Origin of the sequence: Paraburkholderia sediminicola, assembly GCF_046026855.1 — a bacterium.
GTDB lineage: Bacteria > Pseudomonadota > Gammaproteobacteria > Burkholderiales > Burkholderiaceae > Paraburkholderia > Paraburkholderia sediminicola_A.
On record NZ_JAQQET010000030.1, the window covers coordinates 61,507 to 84,266 of the forward strand.

22 protein-coding genes are annotated in these 22,760 nt (G+C 60.8%); 5 read left to right on the plus strand and 17 right to left on the minus strand.

The features are described from left to right. Positions 1-76 precede the first annotated feature (76 nt). The 3 genes from PQR40_RS28235 to PQR40_RS28245 all read left to right on the plus strand — a co-directional run bounded on the left by PQR40_RS28235 (position 77) and on the right by PQR40_RS28245 (position 2,745). Positions 77-385, plus strand: a complete 309-nt coding sequence (locus tag PQR40_RS28235) for a DUF4148 domain-containing protein (protein ID WP_408510310.1) — start codon at positions 77-79, stop codon at positions 383-385. Between the two features lie 793 nt (positions 386-1,178). Then, the gene (locus PQR40_RS28240) at positions 1,179-2,255 is read left to right on the plus strand and encodes a polyamine ABC transporter substrate-binding protein (RefSeq protein ID WP_408238716.1); all 1,077 of its coding nucleotides are present in this window, start codon (positions 1,179-1,181) and stop codon (positions 2,253-2,255) included. A gap of 70 nt (positions 2,256-2,325) precedes the next feature. Continuing rightward, positions 2,326-2,745, plus strand: coding sequence for a cupin domain-containing protein (locus tag PQR40_RS28245; RefSeq protein ID WP_408393196.1), 420 nt, complete (start codon positions 2,326-2,328; stop codon positions 2,743-2,745). A gap of 118 nt (positions 2,746-2,863) precedes the next feature. Here PQR40_RS28245 and PQR40_RS28250 read toward each other — a convergent pair whose 3' ends face one another. Continuing rightward, positions 2,864-3,367 carry a DinB family protein gene (locus PQR40_RS28250; protein WP_408238641.1) on the minus strand — a complete coding sequence of 168 codons (504 nt, stop codon included), beginning with the start codon at positions 3,365-3,367 and terminating at the stop codon, positions 2,864-2,866. Between the two features lie 146 nt (positions 3,368-3,513). On the opposite strand from PQR40_RS28250, the gene PQR40_RS28255 reads away from it, so the two are divergent. Beyond that, entirely contained in the window at positions 3,514-4,107 is a 594-nt protein-coding gene (locus tag PQR40_RS28255; RefSeq protein WP_408510311.1) for a TetR/AcrR family transcriptional regulator, read from the plus strand. A 54-nt stretch (positions 4,108-4,161) separates the two neighbouring features. Here PQR40_RS28255 and PQR40_RS28260 read toward each other — a convergent pair whose 3' ends face one another. The 9 genes from PQR40_RS28260 to PQR40_RS28300 are packed head-to-tail and all read right to left on the minus strand — an operon-like array spanning position 4,162 to position 12,461. Beyond that, a complete protein-coding gene (locus tag PQR40_RS28260; RefSeq protein WP_408207899.1) occupies positions 4,162-4,515 on the minus strand; it encodes a RidA family protein in 354 nt (117 codons plus the stop codon). 37 nt (positions 4,516-4,552) lie between these two features. Then, positions 4,553-5,707: an NAD(P)/FAD-dependent oxidoreductase gene (locus PQR40_RS28265; RefSeq protein WP_408339831.1), complete on the minus strand. Its 1,155-nt coding sequence runs from the start codon at positions 5,705-5,707 to the stop codon at positions 4,553-4,555. Next, positions 5,704-7,152 carry an FAD-dependent oxidoreductase gene (locus tag PQR40_RS28270; RefSeq protein ID WP_408510312.1) on the minus strand — a complete coding sequence of 483 codons (1,449 nt, stop codon included), beginning with the start codon at positions 7,150-7,152 and terminating at the stop codon, positions 5,704-5,706. The genes PQR40_RS28265 and PQR40_RS28270 overlap by 4 nt, the downstream gene beginning before the upstream one ends. Further along, positions 7,142-7,501 (minus strand): (2Fe-2S)-binding protein, encoded by a 360-nt coding sequence (locus tag PQR40_RS28275; protein ID WP_408238653.1) that lies wholly within the window; start codon positions 7,499-7,501, stop codon positions 7,142-7,144. Before PQR40_RS28275 ends, PQR40_RS28270 begins: the two co-directional genes overlap by 11 nt. After that, positions 7,491-8,618, minus strand: a complete 1,128-nt coding sequence (locus tag PQR40_RS28280) for an NAD(P)/FAD-dependent oxidoreductase (RefSeq protein ID WP_408510329.1) — start codon at positions 8,616-8,618, stop codon at positions 7,491-7,493. Before PQR40_RS28280 ends, PQR40_RS28275 begins: the two co-directional genes overlap by 11 nt. Positions 8,619-8,626: 8 nt before the next feature. After that, on the minus strand, positions 8,627-9,421 hold the full coding sequence (locus PQR40_RS28285) for an ABC transporter permease (protein WP_408238656.1): 795 nt from the start codon (positions 9,419-9,421) through the stop codon (positions 8,627-8,629). A gap of 4 nt (positions 9,422-9,425) precedes the next feature. Further along, entirely contained in the window at positions 9,426-10,322 is an 897-nt protein-coding gene (locus PQR40_RS28290; protein ID WP_408510330.1) for an ABC transporter permease, read from the minus strand. A gap of 16 nt (positions 10,323-10,338) precedes the next feature. Then, positions 10,339-11,409 carry an ABC transporter ATP-binding protein gene (locus PQR40_RS28295; RefSeq protein WP_408238662.1) on the minus strand — a complete coding sequence of 357 codons (1,071 nt, stop codon included), beginning with the start codon at positions 11,407-11,409 and terminating at the stop codon, positions 10,339-10,341. Between the two features lie 11 nt (positions 11,410-11,420). Next, positions 11,421-12,461: an ABC transporter substrate-binding protein gene (locus tag PQR40_RS28300; RefSeq protein ID WP_408510313.1), complete on the minus strand. Its 1,041-nt coding sequence runs from the start codon at positions 12,459-12,461 to the stop codon at positions 11,421-11,423. Positions 12,462-12,652: 191 nt separating this feature from the next. Between PQR40_RS28300 and PQR40_RS28305 the strand changes: the two genes are divergently transcribed. Then, a complete protein-coding gene (locus PQR40_RS28305; RefSeq protein WP_408238668.1) occupies positions 12,653-13,558 on the plus strand; it encodes a LysR substrate-binding domain-containing protein in 906 nt (301 codons plus the stop codon). A gap of 87 nt (positions 13,559-13,645) precedes the next feature. Here PQR40_RS28305 and PQR40_RS28310 read toward each other — a convergent pair whose 3' ends face one another. From PQR40_RS28310 to phnA, 7 genes are all read right to left on the minus strand, one after another. Then, positions 13,646-14,077, minus strand: coding sequence for a DUF1801 domain-containing protein (locus PQR40_RS28310; RefSeq protein WP_408238722.1), 432 nt, complete (start codon positions 14,075-14,077; stop codon positions 13,646-13,648). A 231-nt stretch (positions 14,078-14,308) separates the two neighbouring features. Next, the gene (locus tag PQR40_RS28315) at positions 14,309-16,480 is read right to left on the minus strand and encodes a phosphocholine-specific phospholipase C (protein ID WP_408238671.1); all 2,172 of its coding nucleotides are present in this window, start codon (positions 16,478-16,480) and stop codon (positions 14,309-14,311) included. A 55-nt stretch (positions 16,481-16,535) separates the two neighbouring features. Further along, complete coding sequence (locus PQR40_RS28320) at positions 16,536-16,853, minus strand: hypothetical protein (protein WP_408238674.1); 318 nt, start codon at positions 16,851-16,853, stop codon at positions 16,536-16,538. Between the two features lies 1 nt (position 16,854). Then, entirely contained in the window at positions 16,855-19,137 is a 2,283-nt protein-coding gene (locus PQR40_RS28325; protein ID WP_408510314.1) for an alkaline phosphatase family protein, read from the minus strand. 171 nt (positions 19,138-19,308) lie between these two features. Then, positions 19,309-19,995, minus strand: a complete 687-nt coding sequence (locus PQR40_RS28330; RefSeq protein ID WP_408238680.1) for an MgtC/SapB family protein — start codon at positions 19,993-19,995, stop codon at positions 19,309-19,311. A 16-nt stretch (positions 19,996-20,011) separates the two neighbouring features. Further along, positions 20,012-21,463: a phosphonoacetaldehyde dehydrogenase gene (gene phnY, locus PQR40_RS28335; protein WP_408238683.1), complete on the minus strand. Its 1,452-nt coding sequence runs from the start codon at positions 21,461-21,463 to the stop codon at positions 20,012-20,014. Beyond that, positions 21,460-22,755, minus strand: a complete 1,296-nt coding sequence (phnA, locus tag PQR40_RS28340) for a phosphonoacetate hydrolase (protein WP_408238686.1) — start codon at positions 22,753-22,755, stop codon at positions 21,460-21,462. The genes phnY and phnA overlap by 4 nt, the downstream gene beginning before the upstream one ends. Positions 22,756-22,760 lie beyond the last annotated feature (5 nt).

Consider the following 22,760-nt stretch of genomic DNA (forward strand, 5'->3'; position numbering starts at 1 on the left):
CTGCTTCCTAGAATCCCTCCATAGGTCGCCGAACACTTGTTGCGGCGCCATAAAACAATTCTCGGAGGGAAGCATCATGAAATCACTGATCAAAGCAGTCGCACTGGTGGTTGTTCTCGCAGCCCCGGTGGCTTCGTTCGCACAGTCGGAGCAACCGCTGACCCGCGCTGAGGTCCGGGCGCAACTGGTCCAGATTGAACAGGCCGGCTACAACCCCGCCGTTGCAACTGACTCTACCTACCCCGCGGACATTCAGGCAGCTGAAGCGCGCGTAGCCGCACAGCATGACACCGGCTATGGTTCTTCGGCGAACGGGTCGTCGCAAACCGGCGCTACCGCACCCGCTGCGACTCCGGTTCAACCCGCGCCAATGGACGGTCAGTAAAACGCTGCCGTTGTCTGCCGTTGCGTAGTTCGATGCGAGCCATGCTTGTTGAAGCATGCGCTCGCATGAACGCGTTCCACCGTGAACGACAATGACCGCGCAATGTCAGAAAATCCTTTGACGAAAATAATGGCTCATATATCCTAAGGCGGAAGTTTGGTGGTTCTCGCAGCGCGGTCGATCTGCATCAGCGAGGACTTCTACTCAACATCGCTTCGGGTTCCATCGTGAAAGTCCGTGGTCCATTGGTGAGATACCAGCCTGGTCGGGAAAGAACATTCCTGTCCGGCTGTTCGATCGCTCATCAGGGGAGCAACTGCGCTTCGCCATCCCGCCCCCTGTCCATCGATACCGTGTTGTCGCGTCGCTCCGTCCGCCGGCACAACGTCATTGCAGCGCCCGCAGCCATCGGCGTGCGAACTGACGAAATCGCGTCGCTTCTGCCTTAGTCCCCGTCTCTTTTCGCGAGCAAGTGTTGCATGCAATGGACCGTTCTTTTAGCGGTTTAATGCCTGCAATGCATTTTCCTGTCCGCGCTTTGCAAGTTGTCTTGCTAGCGTTGGCCGGCCTATAGCGCTCGCCTATCTACGTTCCTTTTTGCTCTGCTGTGCGCTTGCGCCGTGGCAGGCGGCGTCACGTCTCTTTCTCGTCCGTATTCGTGCGAGACATATGGACGTGCGGGTCGTCACGCTCGTGTATCTGTGCCCGTGCTGCGGCGAAAACTGAAGATTGAAACCAAGGAGATAGTCGAATGAAGATCCGTCATGCCAAGCTTCTCTCGCTCACCGGCACGATGCTGTGCTCGCTGACCGCGTTAACCGCAATGAACGCTGCACACGCAGCGGACACGACGATCAACGTCTACAACTGGTCGGACTACATTGCCAAAGACACGATTTCCGGCTTCGAAAAACAATCCGGCATCACGGTGAAATACGACAGCTACGATAGCGACGACACGCTGCAGGCGAAACTGCTTGCAGGCAGCTCGGGGTATGACATCGTGGTGCCCACATCGAGCTATATGGCGCGCCAGATCGAAGCCGGTGTATATCAGAAGATCGACAAGTCGAAAATGCCGAATCTCGCGAATCTCGATCCTGGTTTGATGAAGCTGATTGCCGATGCGGATCCTGGCAATCAATACGGCGTGCCCTGGGCGTGGGGCACAGACGGTGTCGGCTATAACGTCCAGTCCGTGAAAAAAGCACTCGGCGCGGATGCGCCTCTCGATAGCTGGTCGCTGGTGTTCGACCCGGCGAATCTTTCGAAGCTGAAAAGCTGCGGCGTGTCTTTCCTCGACGCGGCGGCGGACGTTTTCCCGGCCGCGCTTCAGTACATGCACAAGGACCCGAACAGCACTAATCCTGGCGACTACCAGGCAGCGTATGAAATGCTGAAGAAAGTGCGACCGTATATCACGCAATTCAATTCCTCCGGCTATATCAACGATCTGGCGAACAACGATATCTGCGTGGCGTTGGGTTATTCCGGCGACGTTGGGATCGCACGGCGTCGCGCATCGGAAGCCAAGCGCTCGTACGAAGTGCGGTTCTCGAACATCAAGGATGCGGGTCTCATCTGGATGGACGTGATGGCAATTCCGAAAGATGCCCCGCATCCGGAAGCGGCGATGAAGTGGATGAACTACATCGAAGACCCGAAGGTGAGTGCGGCGATTACCAACGAAGTTTTCTATCCGACTGCGAATCGGGTCGCGCGGCAGTTTGTGACGCCGGCTATCGAGCAGGATGCGAATGTGTATCCGCCTGAGGCTGTGCTGAACAAAATGACGCTGATGCGGCCGCAACCTGCGCCGATCATGCGGCTTGAGAACCGACTGTGGGCGCAGTTGAAGTCGGGGACTTGAATTCGGTTTAGCTGTTGTGGTCTGCTGCGGGTAGGTGTCTCCTTTTGAGCGTGGCGCATGCAGTGGGTGTGTGCGCTACGCCCTTTTTGAAGCCTTGATTTTTAACTCTGTTTGCATTCGAACCATTATGAGCATTTTGAACATCGTAGATTTTGCACAGCCTGCCAAGGAAAGTCTTGAGTACATGCCGAAGGCGGAAGCGGTTCTTGCCGGCGATCCTTTGCAAACGGTTCATACGCATTTTGCCAGTCCGTGCGGGCAGCTTGCGGCGGGAGTTTGGGAGGGCGCTTGTGGTCAATGGACAGTGAACTTCACCGAGAGTGAGTACTGCGAGATTCTTGAAGGCGTGTCCGTGATTCGCGATGCGGATGGGACAGCTAAGACTGTGCGAGCTGGTGACCGGTTTCTGATTCCGGCAGGGTTTAGGGGGACGTGGGAAGTGGTTGAGCCGTGTAAGAAGGTGTTTGTTTCGGTTGAGTTTAAGGGGTAAGTTGTTGCGGCGGCAGAACGATAATGCGCAGCGGCCGCTCATACAGCTCCATTAGACGCAGCGTGTAAGTACGGCGGCGTGTCAGATGAGCCTGTACCACGTGGCCGGGTCTATCTGATCAACGGCTGCGTGCGGGGTCCACTTCGTGAAGGAAGCCGGTAAAGGTGTCACGTGGTGACGACCCTGTGAGTTGGGTAAGGATTCGCCCGATTTCACCGCGATGGTATCCGCCATGTGTAACGACGTGCCCGAGCATTTCCTCGCGCGACATCTGCCCTGGTGTCCCGTCCGTGAAGGAAAATGCGATCGCTTTCATGAGATCGGCATCGCGCAGGTGCGTAACATACTGGACATACCAGCGATCCATGTCCCTGATGGCGTTGAACAGATCTTCCAGGTTCGGTACGTCGTCGGAATCGGTCCGGGAATAGGTGTGCTTCTCGCACTGAAGATTGGCACCGAAAATACGATCAACAATATGGGCATGATTGAAGATGCCAACTGCCGTGCGGTACTCGACCTCGGACGATAACGTGCCAAGCCGGGTCAACCCGGCAATGAGACCTTGATCAGCCCATGCCTTGTATTCGAACAGGGAAATCAAAAGCGTCTGCGCACTCATGTGGATTCTCGTAGAGGGATGGGTTGATCTCTGTATTATGCGAGTTGCTATTCGCATTCTGACTCGGAGACACAATTTTGAATACTCGCGTTTCCCGACAACCGGCGATCTTGCGGAAACCACCGCGGCAGCAGCGTTCCCGAGTGATGGTAGACACCATTATTGATGCGGCTATTCGCGTTCTGGCGACCCGGGGCTGGGTGGATTTCACGACGAACGAAGTCGCCGCGGTTGCTGGCGTCAGTGTTGGATCGCTCTATCAATACTTCGCTGACAAGCTCGCGCTCGCCGAGATGATTCGTCAGCGCCATCTCGGCTCCGTGCTTGATGCGTTATCCATAGCGGGGGAAGGGAGCGAGCCGGAGACGCTCGATGAACGTGTCGTTTGCCTGATTGATGGTGTCATTGCTGTGCACTCGGTCAATCATGTGTTGCACCGCATTCTGCTCAATGAAGTCCCTCTGGCTTCACGCTCGAATTCCAGTGACTTTGAAAGGGAATATCAGCGTCGCTATCGCGCTGTCATCGAATCAAGTTCAAAGACACGCGATAAGGCACGCGACGACATGGCCGGGCGAGTGCTCGCTGCAGCTGTCGAAGGCGTGGTTCACGCCGCTGCCCGGAGCGGGGAACTTGATTCGCCCATACTCAAGGAAGAGCTGATCAAATTGGTCTGTGGTTATTTACATAATCGACCCAGCGAAAAGTTCGCTAGCAAAATGCCGTTGCAATCAAATTAGAAAGCGCGCAACCGCTACCCCCAGCGCGCGCTCCACAGAATTCAAGCCATACGCTTACAGCGCCGCGGTCACGATCACTTCGACGCGGATATCCGGCGATGCCAACGCAGCTTCGCAAGTCGCACGCGCCGGCGTCGCATCGGCCGGCACCCAGGCTTCCCACGCGGCATTCATCGGACCGAAATCGCGAGCGATATCGGCCACCCAGATCTGTACGGACAACAGACGCGTTTTATCGGTACCCGCAGTTTTCAGATGCCCGTCCAGCTTGCTCAGAATCTCCTCGGTTTGCGCCTTCGCGTCGCCGTCGCGCGAGGTCGCCGTCAGGCCGGCAACGTACACCGTGCCGTTATGAATCACGATGCGCGAGAGGCGCGGATTGGTTTCGAAACGTTGAATATCGCTCATTGTCTATTTCTTGAGTTGGTTGAAAAAATGAAGAGACCTAATGCGTCTCGAACTGGGCATGCGCCGCTGCCGTGAAGCGGCCAATCCGGAATGCGTCGATGTCGTGCGTGCTACGTCCATCGCACACCAGCTCGGCTACCACGCTGCCGACAACCGGTCCAAGCTCGAATCCATGCGCGGAGAAACCGAACGCATGCACAAGACCGTCATGCGTGCTGCTGCGGGAAATCACCGGAATACCATCGGGCATGAAACCTTCGATACCGGCCCATGCACGGTTGACCACAACATGTTGCAAGTGCGGAAACAGATCAGTGACTGTGCGTGCACTTTTGCCCAACTGCCGAAAATCGAGGGCGCATTGCCGTGCGCTCATATCAGCGGTGCATTCGAGCGCACCGCCGATCACGACCGTGCCGTTGCTGAACTGTTTGAACGACAGCGGGCGCCCCGTTGCGCCAAGCACCGGTTTGACGAAAGGCGGCACGGCCTGTGTCACCATCAGCATCAACCCGCGCGGTTCAATCTGCACCGGCTCGCCCGCTTGCCGTGCGAATTCGCCGGCCCACGCGCCTGCTGCGTTGACGACGTGCGGCGCGCGCCACTGTCCGCTTGCTGTTTCGATATCCCATTGTCCGTCGCGGCGCGCGATTTCGCGGACCGCGCACTGCTCATGAATCTCGACGCCCGCTTGCTGCGCCGCCAGCCGAAATGCTGTGACCGCCCGAAACGGCAACGCATGGCCGTCGTGCTCGACCCAGACACCGCCCACGACGTGGCGCGCAAGACTCGGCACGAGGTCCCGAACGGTACCGGCATCGACCATGACTTCATGCATGAAGCCGAGCGTCTGCAGATGCGCGACGCGTGCACGGCACGCCGACAGTTCCGCCTCGGTCTCGGCCACTTTCAACTGACCGGACGGCACGAAACCGGCATCGTCGCCGATCAGTTCGGCCAGTCTGAACCACAGGTCACGCGAAGCCAGCGACAGCGCAATCTCGGCATCGTGGCGTCCGAGCGTACGCACGCCACCCGCATTGACACCCGATGCATGGCGGCCGCACACGTCGCTCTCCAGCACGACCACGCTGGCGCCTCGCCGCGCCAGATGCAGCGCGCTCGACAAGCCATGCAAGCCACCGCCGATCACCACAACATCGGCGCCCGCAGTTGCGATCGCGCTGTTCATCGCGTGGCAGTGTCGTGGGCTTCGGCGGACGTAGCGGCCGGTTGCGCCGCTCGCTGCAGCGCCGCGTCGTGCGCCGCCGCGAGTTCAGCGAGCGTGACGGGCTTGATTGGTGGACGCACGCGGTAGTAACCGACCTCGGCGGGCGACACGCCCCGTGCATCCGCAATCACCTCGGTAACCGTCAGTCCGCAAAGACGGCCCTGACACGGCCCCATGCCGCAACGGCCGAACGACTTCGCCTGATTCGGGCCAAGGCAGCCGAGTTTCACGAAGTCTCGCAACTGTCCCGCGGTCACCTCCTCGCAGCGGCAAATGGTGACCTCGTCCGCAGGAATACGATTCGCATCCTTCGGCCGATAGAGCGCATCGAGAAACGGACGGATATGCAACGTCTCGCGCAATGCCCGTTGCACCGGTGCGGCCAATGAGTCACGCGTTACGCGGTCGATGCGGCCGCTCTGATGCAAGACCTCCAGCGCCGCGAGGCGGCCCTGTTCCGCTGCAGCCTGCGCGCCGCCAATGCCGCGGCTGTCGCCCGCGACATAGATGCCGGGTACGTCGAGTTCGCCCCATGCGTCGATAACGGGTACCCAGCACAGCTGTGTATCGTCCCACTTATGTTGCGCGCGCAACGACCAGCTGATCTGCGTATTCGGCACAACGCCCTGGTGCAGCAGCACGACCTCGGTGGGAATGCGCTGCGCATTGCCGTCGACGGCGAAGCGGACCGCGGTGAGCGCGTCCGTGCCTTCGAGCGCGAGGTCCGTCGCACCTTGGTGAAACGGCACACCGGCGCGTTTCAACGCGCGCATCAGCTTCAGCCCTTTCGCGAGTTGCCGCCAACCCTTCAGCGCGCCGCCCAGATGCGCAAGTGCACGACGATAGTCGGCACTCGTGGTCGTATCGACGATGGCACGGATTGGCACACCCGCGCGCAGATATTGCCAGCCGAGCAGATACAGCAGTGGCCCGCAGCCCGCCAGCACGACCGGTTGCGACGGCACGACTTCGGCGCTCTTCAGCAGAATCTGCGCAGCGCCGGCCGTCAGCACGCCCGGCAGCGTCCAGCCCGGAATCGGAAACGGCCGCTCCATCGCGCCACTGCAAAGAATGATCGAACCGGCTTGCAACGACTTCACCACGCCGTCCTGCACGTAATCGATGCTGCGCTCAGTCGTCACCTGCCATACCGAAGCGCCGCGTTCGTGCTTCGCACCGCTCGCGGCAAAGGCGCGTGCCAGTTCACTGCCCGCGGCATAGTCCGGACCGAGAATGTTCAGACGCCGCGTATTGGTCTGCGTGATCGCGCGATAGATTTGCCCGCCGGGCGCGCCTTGTTCGTCGAGCACGGTCACGCTCAGACCGCGTTGCGCGGCGACGGTTGCGGCGGTCATGCCCGCCGGCCCCGCGCCGACGATCACCAGATCGACGTAATTAGCGTTCATCGCGCGTGCCTCCTGCCAACGTAATGAAGTCGTTCAGTTCGCGCATACCGAGTTGCGAACGGATCGTCATGCCTTCGGCCACCGGCACAAGACAACTCTGCCGGTTCGCTACGCCGTCGATTTCGACGAGGCATTCGAAGCACACGCCCATCATGCAATACGGCGCGCGGGCCGCGCCGCTCACCGGCGTCGTGCGAAAACGCTCGACCCCGGCCGCGAGCAAGGCTGCGGCAACACTCGCGCCGAGTGGTACCCGGAGTGCCTTTCCGTCGAACGAAATGCTGACGGTACCGGTTGTGCCGCCGTTGGCCTCTGCGGGCAGCACCTTGAAAAGACTGTCAGTGACCATGTGTGAATACCTTGTCGGTCTGCGAGAAGCGCTCGCCGGAGAAATGTTCAATGCCGGCTGGCGCGAGGTCTTTCGCAATCCACGGCGCGACCCGCAGTACATGTGCGGCCGCCAGCGTGACGCCGCTATGGCAGGTCACGACGTACGCGCCTGGACAAGTGGCCGATTGCTGATAAATCGGAAAGCCGTCAGGGCTCATCACGCGTAATGCACCCCATGCGCGCACCAGCTTCACTTCGCCCAATGCGGGGAAACTGCGCACACCGCGCCACGCGATGTGACTCACGACGTCGGCGGTCACACCGTCGTTGAAGCCGACGTCTTCCATCGAATCGCCGATCTGCACGGTGCCTTCGTCGGTCTGCCGCACGTAGGTGGTGGGGAAATCGAGGAAATGCGCGACACGCTCGGCGATCAGCACCTGCCCGCGATTCGGCGCGACCGGCGCGTGAATGCCCACTTGCTGCGCCAGGGCCCGATTGCCGAGTCCCGCAGCCAGCACCACACGTCCCGCATGAAAACGCTGCCCACCCGTGTCGACGACAAAACCGCTGCCATCGCGTTCGATACGCTGCGCGCGGACGCCCGGGGTCATCGTCACGCCCCATTTGCCGCACGCGGTATGCAACGCGCGCAGCAACTTGAGCGGATTCACATGGCCATCCATTGGCGAATAGCTCGCGCCGATCACCTGGGGGCCGATGCCGGGCAGCCGTCGTTTCAATTCGGCGTGGTCGATCATCTCGAACGGATAGTCGCTGTTCAGATCGTCGCGGATTGCCTGCAGACGCGCGGCGCGTTCCTGCCATTCCGTTTCGCTGAAGCAGAAATGGAAGCCGCCGGGTTGCAGCAGTTGCACGTCGATATCGGTTTCGTTGAGCAGGAATTCGCACAGCATCGGCCACCGGGTCGCCGAACCGCGTGTCCATGTCGCGTACGGCGACATGCCATAGCCTTTGCCCTGTACCCACACGAGGCCGAAGTTGCCGCGAGAAGCCCGAAATGCGTCGTCGCCTTCGTCGAGTACGCCGACCTTCAGCCCCTCACGGGCAAGTCCATAGGCGACGGCCGTACCCACCAGGCCGCCACCGATCACCAGTACATCGGAAGAGTTCATCATCTGTTTCAGGTTTTGCCGATCAGCACGCGATCGAGGCCGACAATGCGGTCCATCACCACCATCAGAATCGCGGTGCCGACGATCAGCACGGTCGACACAGAAGCGACGAGCGGATCGATGGTTTGCGCGATCTGGTTGTACATCGCCACCGGCAACGTCGTGGTGCCGGGCGTCGCAACGAATACGGTCATCGTCAATTCGTCGAAGCTCTGGATAAAGGCGAGCATCCAGCCTGCCGCAACGCCGGGCAGGATCATCGGCAGAATCACGCGACGAAAGGTGGTAAAGCGTTTCGCGCCGAGCGAGAGCGCCGCGCGTTCCGCGTCACGATCGAGGCCTGTGGCCGCAGCCAGCGTCAAACGCAGCGCATACGGGAAGATCACCGTGACGTGCGTAAGCGTGAGCCAGAAGAACGAGCCCGACATGCCCGCTGTGTTGAAGAAACGCAGAAACGCTACGCCGAGCACCACGTTCGGAATCATCAGCGGCGACAGGAAGAATGCTGACAAGGCACCGCGGCCGGGAAAACGATAGCGCGTCAGTGCCAACGCGCTCGGCACCGCGAACAGCACTGCTACGCTTGCCGAAGCGAGACCGAGGCGCAGCGAGAGCCAGAACGCGTCGATAATGTCCGGCGCGTCAGCGATCGCGCGGAACCAGCGCAGCGACAGCCCGGTGGTGGGCATCGAAATATAGCCCTTGTCGGTGAACGACACGGCGATCACCACCAGCAGCGGTGCGACGATGAAAAGCACGAAGAGCGTGTGATAACACAGCGCGAGCCAGTTGTTTTTGCGCATGACGTCAGCCCTCGAAAACCGCGCGGAAGCGGCGCTCGATCCAACGATTGCAGCCCAGAATAATGACGATATTCGCAATCAGCAGCAGCACCGCGATGGTCGCGCCGAGCGGCCAGTTCAGCGTGTTGAGGAATTCGTCGTAAGCCGCGGTGGCGGCGACCTTCAGACGGCGGCCGCCGAGCAGCGCCGGCGTGGCGAACGCGGACGCCGCCAGCGCGAACACGATGATCGAACCGGACAGCACGCCCGGCAGCAACTGCGGCAACACCACCCGGCGAAACACCGCGAACGGTTGCGCACCGAGCGAACGCGCGGCATTTTCGATTTGCAGATCGAGTTTTTGCAGCGTGGCCCACACGGCGATCACCATGAACGGAACCAGAACGTGCGTGAGACCAATGATCACCCCGGTCATCGTGAAGACCAGCTTGATCGGTTCGCTGGTGATGCCGAGCGCTTGCAAGGCGTCGTTGAGCAGTCCGTTATTGCCCAGCAGGATCGCCCAGCCGAGCGTGCGCACCACCACTGAAATCAGCAGCGGACCCAGAATCACAATCAGGAAGATCGAGCGCCACGGGCTTTTCATGCGCGCGAGAATGATGGTCTCCGGTACGCCGAGCACCACGCATAGCAGTGTCACCGCGAGCGCCATACCGCCCGTGCGTAGAAAGATCTCGTGGTAGTAGCCGTCGCTCAGCACTTCCACGTAGTTCGACAGCGTGAAGGTCGGCAACACGCCTCGGGTACCGTCGAACGCGTGGAAGGACAGCACGGCCGTCAGCAGCAATGGCACGAGCAACAGTCCGCAGAACAGCAGCAGTGCGGGACCCGCGAGCAGCCAGGGCGCAGCGTTGGCCCGCTCAGCGTTCGACCGTGATGCGGCTTGAACCGGCGCCGGCATTGGGGAATGCGAGGAATCAGCCATGGGCGGTCTCCGCGAGAATACGCATGGCGTCGTCGGGCCAGTGCACGCCCACCGTTTCGCCTTCGCGCGGCGGCGTGGTGCCGAGATTCGGCAGGCTCGCACGCACCGTGCCAAGCGGCGTCTCGATCTGCAGCATCCAGTGGTTGCCGAGGAACAGACAGGTCGTCACGCGGCCTTGCAGCGCCGCATCGGCTGCGGACGAATCGGTCAGCGCCACGCGTTCGGGCCGCACATACAGTTGCACGTCGCCCTCGAAGCGGCGGCCGCCATGCGGCACCTTCATCACGCTGGCGCCGACTCGCACCACCGCGCAACGGTCGTTCATCTGCTCGACGGTGCCGCGCAATGCGTTCGTCTTGCCGAGGAAACCGGAAGCGAACACCGACTCCGGCTTTTCGTAGGCATCGAACGGTGAGCCGGTTTGCACGATGCGGCCGCCATGCATGACCGCGATGCGGTCGCTCATCGTCATCGCTTCGACCTGATCGTGCGTGACGAGGATCGTCGTAATGCCGAGCTTCTTCTGGATCGCACGCAGTTCCACGTGCATGTCTTCGCGCAGCTTCGCGTCGAGATTCGACATCGGTTCGTCCAGCAACAGCACTTGCGGACGGATCGCCAGCGCACGGGCAATCGCGACTCGCTGCCGCTGTCCACCCGACAGTTCACGCGGATAGCGCTTGTCGAGGCCAGTGAGCCGCACCATCTCGAGTACTTCGGCAACACGCGTGGCGCGTTCGCCGCGTGTCACGTTGCGCATCTCGAGACCAAAGCCGACGTTGTTGCCGACCGTCATGTGCGGAAACAGCGCGTAGCTCTGGAACACGATGCCCATGCCGCGTTTTTCCGGCCGCTCACGCGTGATATCGACGCCGTTCAGCAGAATGCGGCCACGGGTCGGGTCGACGAAACCCGCGACCATCTGCAGCGTCGTGGTCTTGCCGCAGCCCGATGGACCGAGCAGCGAAACGAATTCACCGCGTTCGATCGACAGGCTGATACTGTCCACCGCATTGAATTCGCCGTAAGCCTTGCCGAGGCCATCCAGAGTAAGAAAGCTCATGGTGTTATGCCTTACCGTTCGACGGTGCGATTCCAGCGGTTGGTCCAGTCAGAACGATTCTCGTTGACGTAAGTCCAGTCGGTCTTCACCAGCCGGCCAATCTGCTCCGGCGTGTACGGCACGGTCGCGGCAACTTGCGGCGTGAGCTTCGTGTTCTTGTTGACGGGACCCCAGCCCTGTCCTTCGGCGAGCCATGCCTGTACCTGAGGCGTCAGCAGGAACTGAATGAACTGCTGCGAGAGCGCGGCCACATCGCTATGGATGACCGGACACACCGCCGTGAACATCGCGGGGGAGCCCTCTTTCGGGTAGACGAATTCGACCGGGAAGCCGGTGGCCTTCAGCGCCGCAACGCGGCCGCTGCCCCATACAGCAAGCGTAATGTCGCCGTTCTGGAACATCTCCGTCATCTTGCCCGGCGACGGTTCCCATGCCAGCACGTTCGGGCCGACTTCTTTCGCCAGCGCCGTCATGCCTGGATCGATGTTGTGATCGCTGCCTTTGCGCAGCCGCGCGTAGGTGAGCAGCGTTTGCAGGCCGTAGGTGTTGTTGATCGGCGGAATCGCGATCTTCTGGCGCAGACGTTTGTCGGTTAGCGCTTCCCACGAATCCGGGTTCGGCAGGCCGGCCTTCCTGAAGGCTTCCGTGTTGTAGACGAGACCGGTCGCCACTACGCCCACCGACGTCGCATTCGCGTTCATCTTGCCGATGTCGTACACGTCCTTGTAGACCGGCGCATCCTGCAGCTTGTCGCAGAAGCCGAATTGCGTGGCCTGATACATCGGGCCGTCGTCCAGCAGCACGACATCGAGTTCCTCTTTCGACTTTTGCGCCTGCAGCTTCGCGAGCGTATCGGTCGAGTTGCCGGGCACGTAGACAATCTTGACGTCGTGATTGGCTTCGAACGCCGGGATGATTTTTTTCTGAAACAGGTCTTGCGTGGACCCACCGTATGAGCCGAGATACAGCGTCGGCGTCGCCAACGCGGGCAACGCGCAACCGGCTACCAGACCACCGACCGCACCTAGCACCCACCTCAAACGTCTAGCCATTTTTTTCTCCTCAGCGGCGCCCGTAGCACGCCAACTCCATCAGGGATATCACCAGGTTATCGTCATGCCGTGTCGCGAATACGCCACGAATCCAGCAGTGGACTTAGCTTATTGAGAAAAAAAAGCAGCGTGAAATCGAATTTTTTCTGTGTCGTATAACATTCACTTATACATTTCGAGCGGCAGCCCTCATGAAGATCCGGCAGTTGGAAGCGTTCAATGCAGTCATGGTGTGCCGTACCGTCACGCGCGCAGCGGCGATGCTGCATGTATCGCAGCCCGCCGTGACGCGGCTCGTCAGCGATCTGGAGGAGAGCACCGGCTTTGCGCTGTTCGATCGCACGCACGGACGTTTGCAGCCGACGCCGGAGGCGTTTGCGCTGCATGAGGAGGTCCAACGTTCGTTGGTCGGCGTGGAGCGGATCGAGCGCGCCGCGCAGGAGATTCGCGCAGCGCAGCGCGGCATGCTGCAGATCGCAAGTGCGCCGGCGCTGGCGCTATCGTTTCTGCCTCGCGCGATTGCCGAGTTCAGCGCGATGCATACGGGGGTGGAGATTTCGCTCGCTTCGCATGCGTCGCGCACGGTGCTCGACATGGTGGTCGAGCACCGCTGCGACGTCGGTTTTGTGATTCTCGCGTTGAGTATGCCGACTGCGCACGGCGAACTATTAATGTCGACGCGTATGGTCTGCGCACTGCCGGCAGCCCATCCACTCGCCGCAAAAACCACCCTGGTGCCGGAAGATTTGCGCAACGAGCCGTTCGTGTCTCACTGGCGCGGTTTGCAATCGCGCTATGAGATCGATGCGCTGTTCGCCTCGCATGGTGTTGAGCGCAAGCTGATGGTGGAGACGCAGACGTCCGCGGGCATTTGCGCCTTTGTCTCCGCGGGTATGGGGATCGCGATTATCGATCCGGTCGCGGCGCTTGAGTATCGCGGCACGGATATCGTCTTCCGGCGCTTCGAGCCGGTGATCGGCACGGACTTCTCCGTGCTGTTGCCGTCGCAACGGCCGCCTTCGTTGCTGGTGAAGAAGTTCGTGGCGCATGTGCGAGCGTTTGCACATGCACAGTTGCCGAAGGATGCAATGCTGTAGCGGCTTACCTCGCGGCGCACCAAGCTGCGCGTTGCAAACGCTTGATGCGCGTTTATCGCGGTTTGCACAGCGGTTGGCGCGTTAGCTTCATGCTTTTTTGCTTGTGGGTACTTTCGCGGCTACTTTCGCTCGAGTACTCGCAGACACATTCTTCTTCAAATTTTTCTGGTTGTAGTCAATCGCGGCACGGACGAGATTTTTCAGAGCACGCTCATTAACCTTGTCGCCCTCGAAAAAATCGATCGCTCGTCTCGCGTTACCTTCGAGGCCTGCGTTGAAGAGTTTGTCAGGATCTGCGAGGCTCGCGCCGTGGGCAAAGGTCAGCTTTACCTTCCCCTTGTGGGCGTTGGCGACCGCGATCATTCCGTCGCGAGACCACACGGGGCTGCCCATCCACTTCCATTCCTCGATGATCTCCGGGTCGGCCTCAAGGAGGCTCTTGCGGACGCTGGCGAACGTCTTGCCACGCCAGTCCGTAATTTCTGCGATCAGCTGGTCAATACGTTCCGATGGATTCATTTGATCTTTTTGCATTGAATTCCGGTCTCGTTTTATGCGATCACAATTGAATAATGTAGCGGCTACATTATTCAATGAGACGCAAGCAGCAGGGGGCCGTCGACGGCTTGGCCATTGTAATCGCTAGTGTTCCCTGAAATGAAGACACGGTTCCAGTCGTCAGTATCGCTATACGTCGTTGCCAGCATTCAATCCGCTCAGCATCTCCCGCGCGCCGCGAGTAACCAGGCGTCAGGCAACACCCATCGCCGGATCGCTAATGCCATCGCTTCCTGTTTCGAGACGCCCTGCAAACCGGCGCACGAACTGATTCCCGGCGCTGACTGTGAAGTCGTACCAACCACCAGATTGCGACAGTGTCCAGTACGGCTCCACCTGCATCCCGGCAGCAACCGTATACACCCATGGACCGTCGATCCGATACGCGTTCGATGTAACGGTCACCTGCGCTGACGCATTGCCGGCATTCATGATCGTCAGATAGACGGCGTTATTGCCATGGTCATAGCAGACACGTACTTCCGGGTTCGGCCCACTTGCCACCGTTGCGACATTTCCCTCGAACAGCCGGTGATAGCCATTTGGACCCAGCACCCACAAGCTGTACTGCCCTGCCGGTGCGTTAGTGGCAAGGTTCCAGGAATCAGAGATTTCCTTACCCGCTTCCACCGTGTAACGGCGTGGATAGTTCGCAAGGTTCAACCTGTCGTAGACGTGGAACACTGCACCCTGGGTACCCGTGTTGCTGAATGTCAACCACAGCAGTCCGTCTGACGTATCAACGTTCGAGCTGGTATGCAGCCGATACGGCAGCGCGCGCGATGGCCGCGACATCAGTTGCTGCGTGGGCAACGGCACCGATCCAACGGTGGGCACAGGTACCCCGGCGGCGGCTTGCTGCTGCGAATAGGTTGCGTCAGCCTGTGCTTTGGTCGGCGCGGCAACGAGTGTCGGCGTGGCGCTGTTGGGATTGCTGAAATTGAAGCACGACATGAGGTCGCCGAATACTGTACGTCGCCACGGACTGATGTTCTGTTCGATTACCCCGAATCGCTGTTCGAGGAAGCGCAGTGTCGACGTGTGATCAAACACCTGCGAATTGACCCACCCACCGGCGCTCCACGGCGAAACAACCAGCATCGGCGTGCGTACCCCCGCGCCGAAGGGCCGCCCGTCCGGTGGGGTCGTGTCGGCGTCGAATGGCAGATGCGGCATCGTGAAATGTTCGCTCGATATATCGACGGTGGACTTGCCAAGGTAGGTACCGTCGCTGTTGCGCCACGGCGGATCGGGCGGCGGAGCATGATCGAAGAAACAATCGTTTTCATCGTAGGGGATGAGCAAGACTGTCCGGCTCCAGATAGCAGGGTTGGCCGTCAGCATGTCGAGCAGAGTCTGAATGTACCAGGCGCCCTGGTTCGGAACGGACAAGATCGGATGTTCACTGTAGGCTGCGGGCGCGACTATCCAGCTGACCTGCGGCAGTGTGCCGGCCGCGATGTCATCAGCGAAAGCCTGTAAATATCCGCCATCCGGCATGGTGTTTCCAACACCCCTGAGCAGCGGTGAAATCGGGTCCATGACCGATGACGAGTATGGCGTGTTGACTGAATAGCCCTTCGCCGCCATGGTTTCAACCGCCGCGCGGTAACTCGCGAACGCACCCAACTGATTGTTGTTGCTGTTATTGGTCGGGTTTTGATAGACCTTCCAGCTGATCCCTGCTGCTTGCAGACGTTCCGGATACGTGGTCCACGGCAGGCCCGTACTCGACGAGCCGATGGTGTTGCCTGAAACGGTGTAGCCCCAACTGTTGTTGCTGGTCACCGCATGGCCGACGACGTTCGCGCCGTTCGTGCCACTCCAGAGAAAGATGCGGTTCGGGAAAGTGCCGGTATGCGTCGACGTGTGGTACCCATCGCACAGGGTGAACGCATTGGCAAGCGCCGAGTGGAACGACAGGTCATTGGGCTGCAGATAACCCATCGAAGCAGCAATGTTCTTCGCCTTCGGCCATGCCGACATGCGTCCGCCATCCCATCCGGCCTGCTGGTCGCTCCACGTGTGCACACCCCCCACGTACAGTCCATTTCCCAGTGCGGGATCGAGGTGATAGGGCTGAACGGTGCCCGACGTCCCCTGCTGAACCCAAACGGGATTGCCCGAGGCCATCGGAATCGTGAAGCGGTCGCTGTAGCCTCGCACGCCCGGCAAGTTGCCGAAGTAATGGTCGAACGACCGGTTTTCCTGCATGAAGATGACGACGTGTTCCACATCGTTGATGGTGCCAGTCGCGTTGTTTGCCGGGATGGCGAGCGCGCGCTGGATAGCGGGAGGAAACGCGCTGAGCGCGGCTCCGGCTGCGGCGGTGTGCAGAAACGTGCGGCGATTCATTCTGGTCATGACGGATTCGAAGTGAAGTGGGGCATCACGATATAAAGGCCTTGCCGGCCCTGCCTCAAGGTGCGCAGTCGATTTGCGAATTCAGTAGTGGCGATTGCAGCGCGGTCGTGCCCGAAGCCGCACACGGGCCGCTCGCGGGCATCAGCACGATGGGCACCGCGCTCGCGGCACCGCCCGCGCCCAACGGTGCCGAGCTCCCGTCCGCCGCTTGTTTGGCGGGTTGACCGCTTGAGGCTGCCGACGCCGGATTGCTCGATCCGCCATCACCACAGCCGGATATCACCAGACACGCGCCGAAGGCAACGGCAGCAATCGCAACCACACCGTGCCTCGCGCTGGCGCAATACCGCTTGAGCAACAGGAGCGCACTCATTTCAACCCCCTTGACTGGGCAGCAGCGTAGACAGCGGTTTCTGCGACAGGAATATGGACTCCACTTCGGCCTGACTCAGCGCGCGATTCCACATGGCCAACTCGCCGAACATCTCCTGATAGGTTGGTGCGGTGGCGCATTTGCCGGCCGTGTAGGGCGGCGTCACGGTGCCGTTGCATTTGTTCATCAGATACGTGCCCGTCCCGTCTTCGCCGACGCCCCATTGGCCAAACGGCGACAGCTTGCTCAGGTCCACTGTGCCGGTTGACTTGCCAAGGATTTCGGCTTTGCCGAGCATCGGGTCCAACGCATACATGCTCATCGTCTTGGCTACGCCGTCGACTGAGAGCGCGATGTAAATCCACTGGCCCACGGTAATCTGCGTGTACGGGCTCGTCGGACCATCCGCACGAGGACCGCCCGAGCCCATGTTGAATGCAATGCCACATTGATTGGCGGTGCTGCTGGCGAACAAGCCGATCGCAATGCCGGCATTGCCGCCACTTGTATAGTTTTTATTCGATATGACCGGCACGTCGTTCGACGCGATACATGACTGCACCTTGAACCAGAAGCCGATCGTGAATTGGGGCGCCGATCCTTGTGCAACGTCGAATCCGGATGCAGGGGTCAGTTGGTAGCCCTCGAAGCCGTTGCTATCGACATAGTTGGTATCCACGAGCAGCCCATGATCGCTGCCGAGCGGCCCCGCCACGACCGAACCGGCTGCCGCAGGCAGGTCGGCTGCGTACGGTCCCAGCGTGCTGTGGCCGATCTGGTCGACCGGAGGCAACGTGCTGCCGAACGGGTAGTAGACGGTGAGACCGTTTGTGAGCGTGGTTGCAAGAGGAACCGGTGGCACGAACGACACCTGCGTGAGCGTCGACCGTAGAGCCGGGCTCGCCGCCGCGCCCGCCTGCACCGTATAGCTCAGCAGGTAACTTCCCTGCGCCGTCAGTTCCTGCGCAAGCTGGCTATCGGTGTAAGTCTTCGTTCCCGCCGGTAGATTCGAAGCAATCACTCGACCGTCGCGCAATACGGAGATCGTGCCGCTCGCCGGCGCCGTCCAGTTCAACGCGACGCTTGCGCTGGACGAGTTGTTGTTATTGACCGTGGCGAGCAGTTGGGACACCGGCTGAACGCCGAGCAGTTCGCCGCCGTCCATTGCATAACTGGTGGCGCCCGGCACTTCGTTCAGGTAAGCCAGCAAAGTCGGCGTAACGTCCGCAATGCTGGGGAATGCATAGAGGCCGCTGAGCGTAGTGGGTACCGCCGCATTGTTGGTGCCTGACCCGTTGTTGGCGCTCTGGTTCAAGCCGATAAAGGTGGTCGACTCGGGCACGAGCGGCAATCCGTCGTCCTGACTGTTCGCGCTCAGTCCGTGATTGCCCGTCACCACGACGAGCCACTGACTGTTCGGTTCTTTCGCGGTTTCGGCAACGAGGGCGCCGACAGACTTATCCAGTTGCGTAAGCGTGTCCGAGTATTGCGACGCCCCGAGTCCGTAATCGATCGCGGCATCTTCCACGGCGTGATACTGCGCGACTATCGTGGTATAGCCGTTGTCGATCATCTGGACTGCCTGGCTCGTCACGCAGTCTGAGGCGGTGGCGTCTCCGGAGCAGTCTGCAAGACTGTCCAGATATCCGGCGCTGTGATCCGCCGAAAGCAATTGGGCAAGTCCGCTTGATGCAGCCGCAACACCGTTCAGCCCGGTGCTCGACGCCCTGGCCATCTGGAACACGCTTTCACTGTGCGGCGTTTGTCGAGGAGCGTCCGACATGACTTGATGACGCGCCGCCCACGTACCGGTCAGCAGCGTTGCCCATCCTGGCGTGTCGAGCGTTGGCTGCTGGCCGAGCGTTCCCGACATGCCACCGCTGTACGCGAGTTGTATCTGTAACTTCGCGAGGTTCGGCAATGTGCCGGCCACGATGCCGGCTTTCACTGCACTGTACGTCGCGCCGTCGAGATCGATGACGAGCGCGCGGCTTACGACGGGTCCTGTCGATTGATTGCTGCCTGGAGCCGGGGGATCGTTTGCCGGCGTGTTCCCGGTAGAAGGATTCGTCGTGGGGCCGCCGTTACATGCAGTCAGCGTCCCCGCCATCGCGATGGTCAACGCTATCGAGCCCATGAACCTGGCAACGGTCCGGAGCGCACCTAAGGTATTCGCGCGATCCTTGACGAGGGAAATCGCACCGGAACGCTTGTCTGCATGAAACGAAACCTGCGAGGCAGGCCCGCTTTCAAAATGAGTGAAGCCAGATGGATCTGCTCGCATGCTCGCGCCTTTTTTTCTAAAGTGGGAAACGCAAGGAAAGAATACGGACAGCACACGGGGCGAGGTGAGTCACGCGGCAGGCGAACCCCGCTGCGTGGCCGACACCTGATCGCTGCGTAAGCATCGGGCCGTCCAATGCGTGCTCCTGTCTCCGCAATGGACCACTCCCCCTCAGTGCACTTCGATCTCCTCAACTTCACGCACGCCAATCAGCTCGCAGAGCATGTTGCGATAGGCAACGAATTCGTCGGTAGACATTCGCGACAGCGAAATCGTGATCAGTTCATGCTGTTCGTTGTCGTCGTCGGCGCTTACGCTGATCTGTCTGATACGCGGCCCGTCATCACCGAACACGCGGCACAGCACCGGCAGCGTGATTGCCCCTCGATCGACCTGAAGGCGAAGCTCCCGACGCAGTCGCCCCTTCGTACGCAACTGGCGCGCGACAGGCTTGACCCATGTGAGTGTCGTCAGAATGATCGCGGTTGCCGCCAGCGCCAGCACGTAGAGTCCGCCACCCGCCGCGAGCCCGATGCCCGCGACGGCCCAGACACTCGCTGCTGTCGTCAGCCCTCGCACTACCTCGCCGCGCAGCAGGATTGCGCCGGCGCCGAGAAAACCGATTCCCGACACGACCTGCGCCGCTACACGCGATGGATCGAGCGCGACGTTCGGCATCGAGCGGGTGTCCTCGAAACCGAACGCCGAGACGATCATGACGAGCGAGGACGCCACGCACACCAACATATGCGTACGCAGCCCGGCCGGAAATGCAAACCGTTCCCGCTCGAAACCGATGGCGCCGCCCAGCATCGCGGCAAACAGCAGTCTCGAGATCAGTTCGATGTTGCCTGGCATCGTGTTCTCCCCGTTTTCAGCCCCATGGCAACGTAAAGGTCTTCACGTTCGTGAAGCTCTTCATCGCCTCCTGGACACCCTCCTTATGGCCCAGCCCCGAATCTTTTATGCCGCCGAACGGTGTCAACTCGATGCGGTAGCCGGGCACTTCCCAAACGTTGACCGTTCCCACATTGAGCTCATTCGCGAACCGCGTGACGTTCTCGAGACTGTCCGTGCAGACGCCCGAAGACAGGCCATACGCTGTGCCGTTGGCGATCCGGATGGCGTCGTCGAGATCGTTGAATGCAATGATCGGCGAGACCGGACCGAACGTCTCCTGCGCAACGAGCTCCATCGCAGGCGTGACGCGATCCAGCACCGTCGGCGGAAAGAGCGCGCCCTGCCGCTCGTTGCCGATCAACAGGCGTGCGCCCTGCGCGACGGCCTGATTCACTCGCGCTTCGAACAGTGCGGCGGCCGCTTCGTCGATGACCGTCCCCATGTCGTTATTGGCATCACTCGGGTCTCCGCACTTCCACGCCCGGGTCTTCTCGACCACGAGTTCGGTGAAGCGATCAGCCACCGTCCGTTGCACCAGAATCCGTTTGATCGCTGTGCAGCGTTGCCCGGAGTTTTTGTACGAACCGAGCACGGCAAGATCGGAAGCGCGCTCGAGATCGGCGTCGTCCATCACGATCAGCGGATCGTTGCCGCCAAGCTCCAGCACCACGCGCCGATAACCGGCCCGCTCGGCAATGTATTTGCCGATGGCAACGCCGCCCGTGAACGTCACCAGCGCGACATTCGGGTTCGTGATCAGCTCATCGGCAATCTCGGCCGGATCGCCTGTCACGACCTGCAGCATCGGCGGCGGCAACCCGGCTTCATATAGCAGATCCGCCAGGTAGTACGCGGATAGCGGCACCTTTTCGGACGGCTTCAACACCGTACGGTTGTTGGTGGCGATTGCCGGCGCGATCTTGTGCGCCACCTGGTTCATCGGGTGATTGAACGGCGTGATCGCCGTAATGACACCGAGGAGCGGTTCGCGCTGCGTGATCACGCGGCGCTTCTTTCCGTGGGGCGTGAGGTCGCACGAGAACACCTGCCCGTCGTCGCGCAACGCCTCGCTCGCGGAGAAGTTGAACACATCCGCCACGCGCCCGATCTCATAGCGCGAGTCTTTCAGGCATAGACCCGATTCGAGCGTAATGAGCGCGGCCGCCTCTTCAGTCCGGCTGCGCAGGAGTTCCGCAGCGCGGTTGAGGATCGATGCGCGCTCGAAGCGCGACAGTGTCGGCCGGTATCGGAGCGCGACCTCGTAGGCGAGGCGCACGTCGTCGACCGACGCCTTCGGCACGGTGCCGACCACGTCCCCGGTGTAGGGATTGGTCACTTCGATCACGCGGTCGCGCGTCAGCTTGTTGCCGTCGATGCGCAGCGCCTCTTCGCGAAACTGCGGCGATTTCCGATCGATATGGTTCATGCGTGCTGCTCCGGACGCGATGCAAGGGCAGGTTGTTCCTGAAGCTCGTTCAACGCGATATCGAATACGTCGAAATTCCTCAAGGTCCGGCCTTCGAGCGGCCCGGCAAGCGCGCGGTTGAACAGCAGCGGCACGGTCTGCTCAGACAAGCCGCCATGCGAGCGCAACGGCACGGTCAGCCCCGAGAGATCGTGCGCCGCGGCACTGCTGCCGAGCACATAGGATTGGTCACTGATGACCACGAGGTCACCCACACGGTCGGGTGGTAGTTCGAAGCGCGCGCACGCTTCTTCGCGGGTCAACACCGCCTCGATGTGCGGCAATCCAGCCAGCCGCCTACGCAACTCAACGCCGTCGTCATTGGCCGGCAGATACACCGTCGCGTACGAGCCGAGCGCTCCGTGGTGGCGGACATACGGATCCGTGATCGGCAGGATCACGCGCACACCGCCCGCTTCGACGCCGCGTCCGAGCCAGTCGTCGAGCAGGTCCTGCAGATAGATGATGTTCGGCTCGCCCGTCTTCGGATCGTGCTTGGCGTTCATCCCGTGATCCGCAGTGATGCCAATTACGGCTCCCAGTTCGTGCAGGCGCAACAGATACCGGTCCATCATCGCGTAAAACGCGTTCGCGCCGTCGGTGCCCGGGGCAAACTTGTGCTGGACGTAGTCGGTCGTCGACAGATACATCAGATCCACGCGATCGTTTTCAAGCAGCCACACGCCGGTCGCGAAGACGAATTCGGAGAGGTCTGCGCTGTATACCTCGGGCAGCGGCTTGCCGACGCGCTCCAGCACCTGATCGATGCCGTTCGCCTCGACGGTGGCCTCGTTTGCCTTTTCCGCGGACAGGCAGATTCCACGCAGGCCATGGCCGAGCAGCGCGCGCAACTTGTCTTTCGCAGTGACCACAGCGACACGGGAGCCCGCCTCGGCGGCGGCAGCCAGCAGGGTGCCGGCCCGCAAATAGCGCGGATCGTTCATCAGCACTTCGCGGCCACGGCCTTCGTCGGCATCGCGGTCGTAGAAATAGTTACCGCAGATGCCGTGCACGGCCGGCGGTGCGCCGCACACGATCGAGAGGTTATTCGGGTTGGTGAAAGATGGCATCACGCATTTCGCGTGCAGCGCCGTGCCATTTTCGAGCAGCTCGCGCAGGAACGGTGTGGCGCCCGCTTCTGCCGCCCGATTCAGATAGTCGTATTCGCAACCGTCGACACAGACGATCACCGTCGGCCGATGCGGCAAGCGATAGCTTCGGCCGTTGACGGCTATGGTTGAAACTGGATTCATATCGT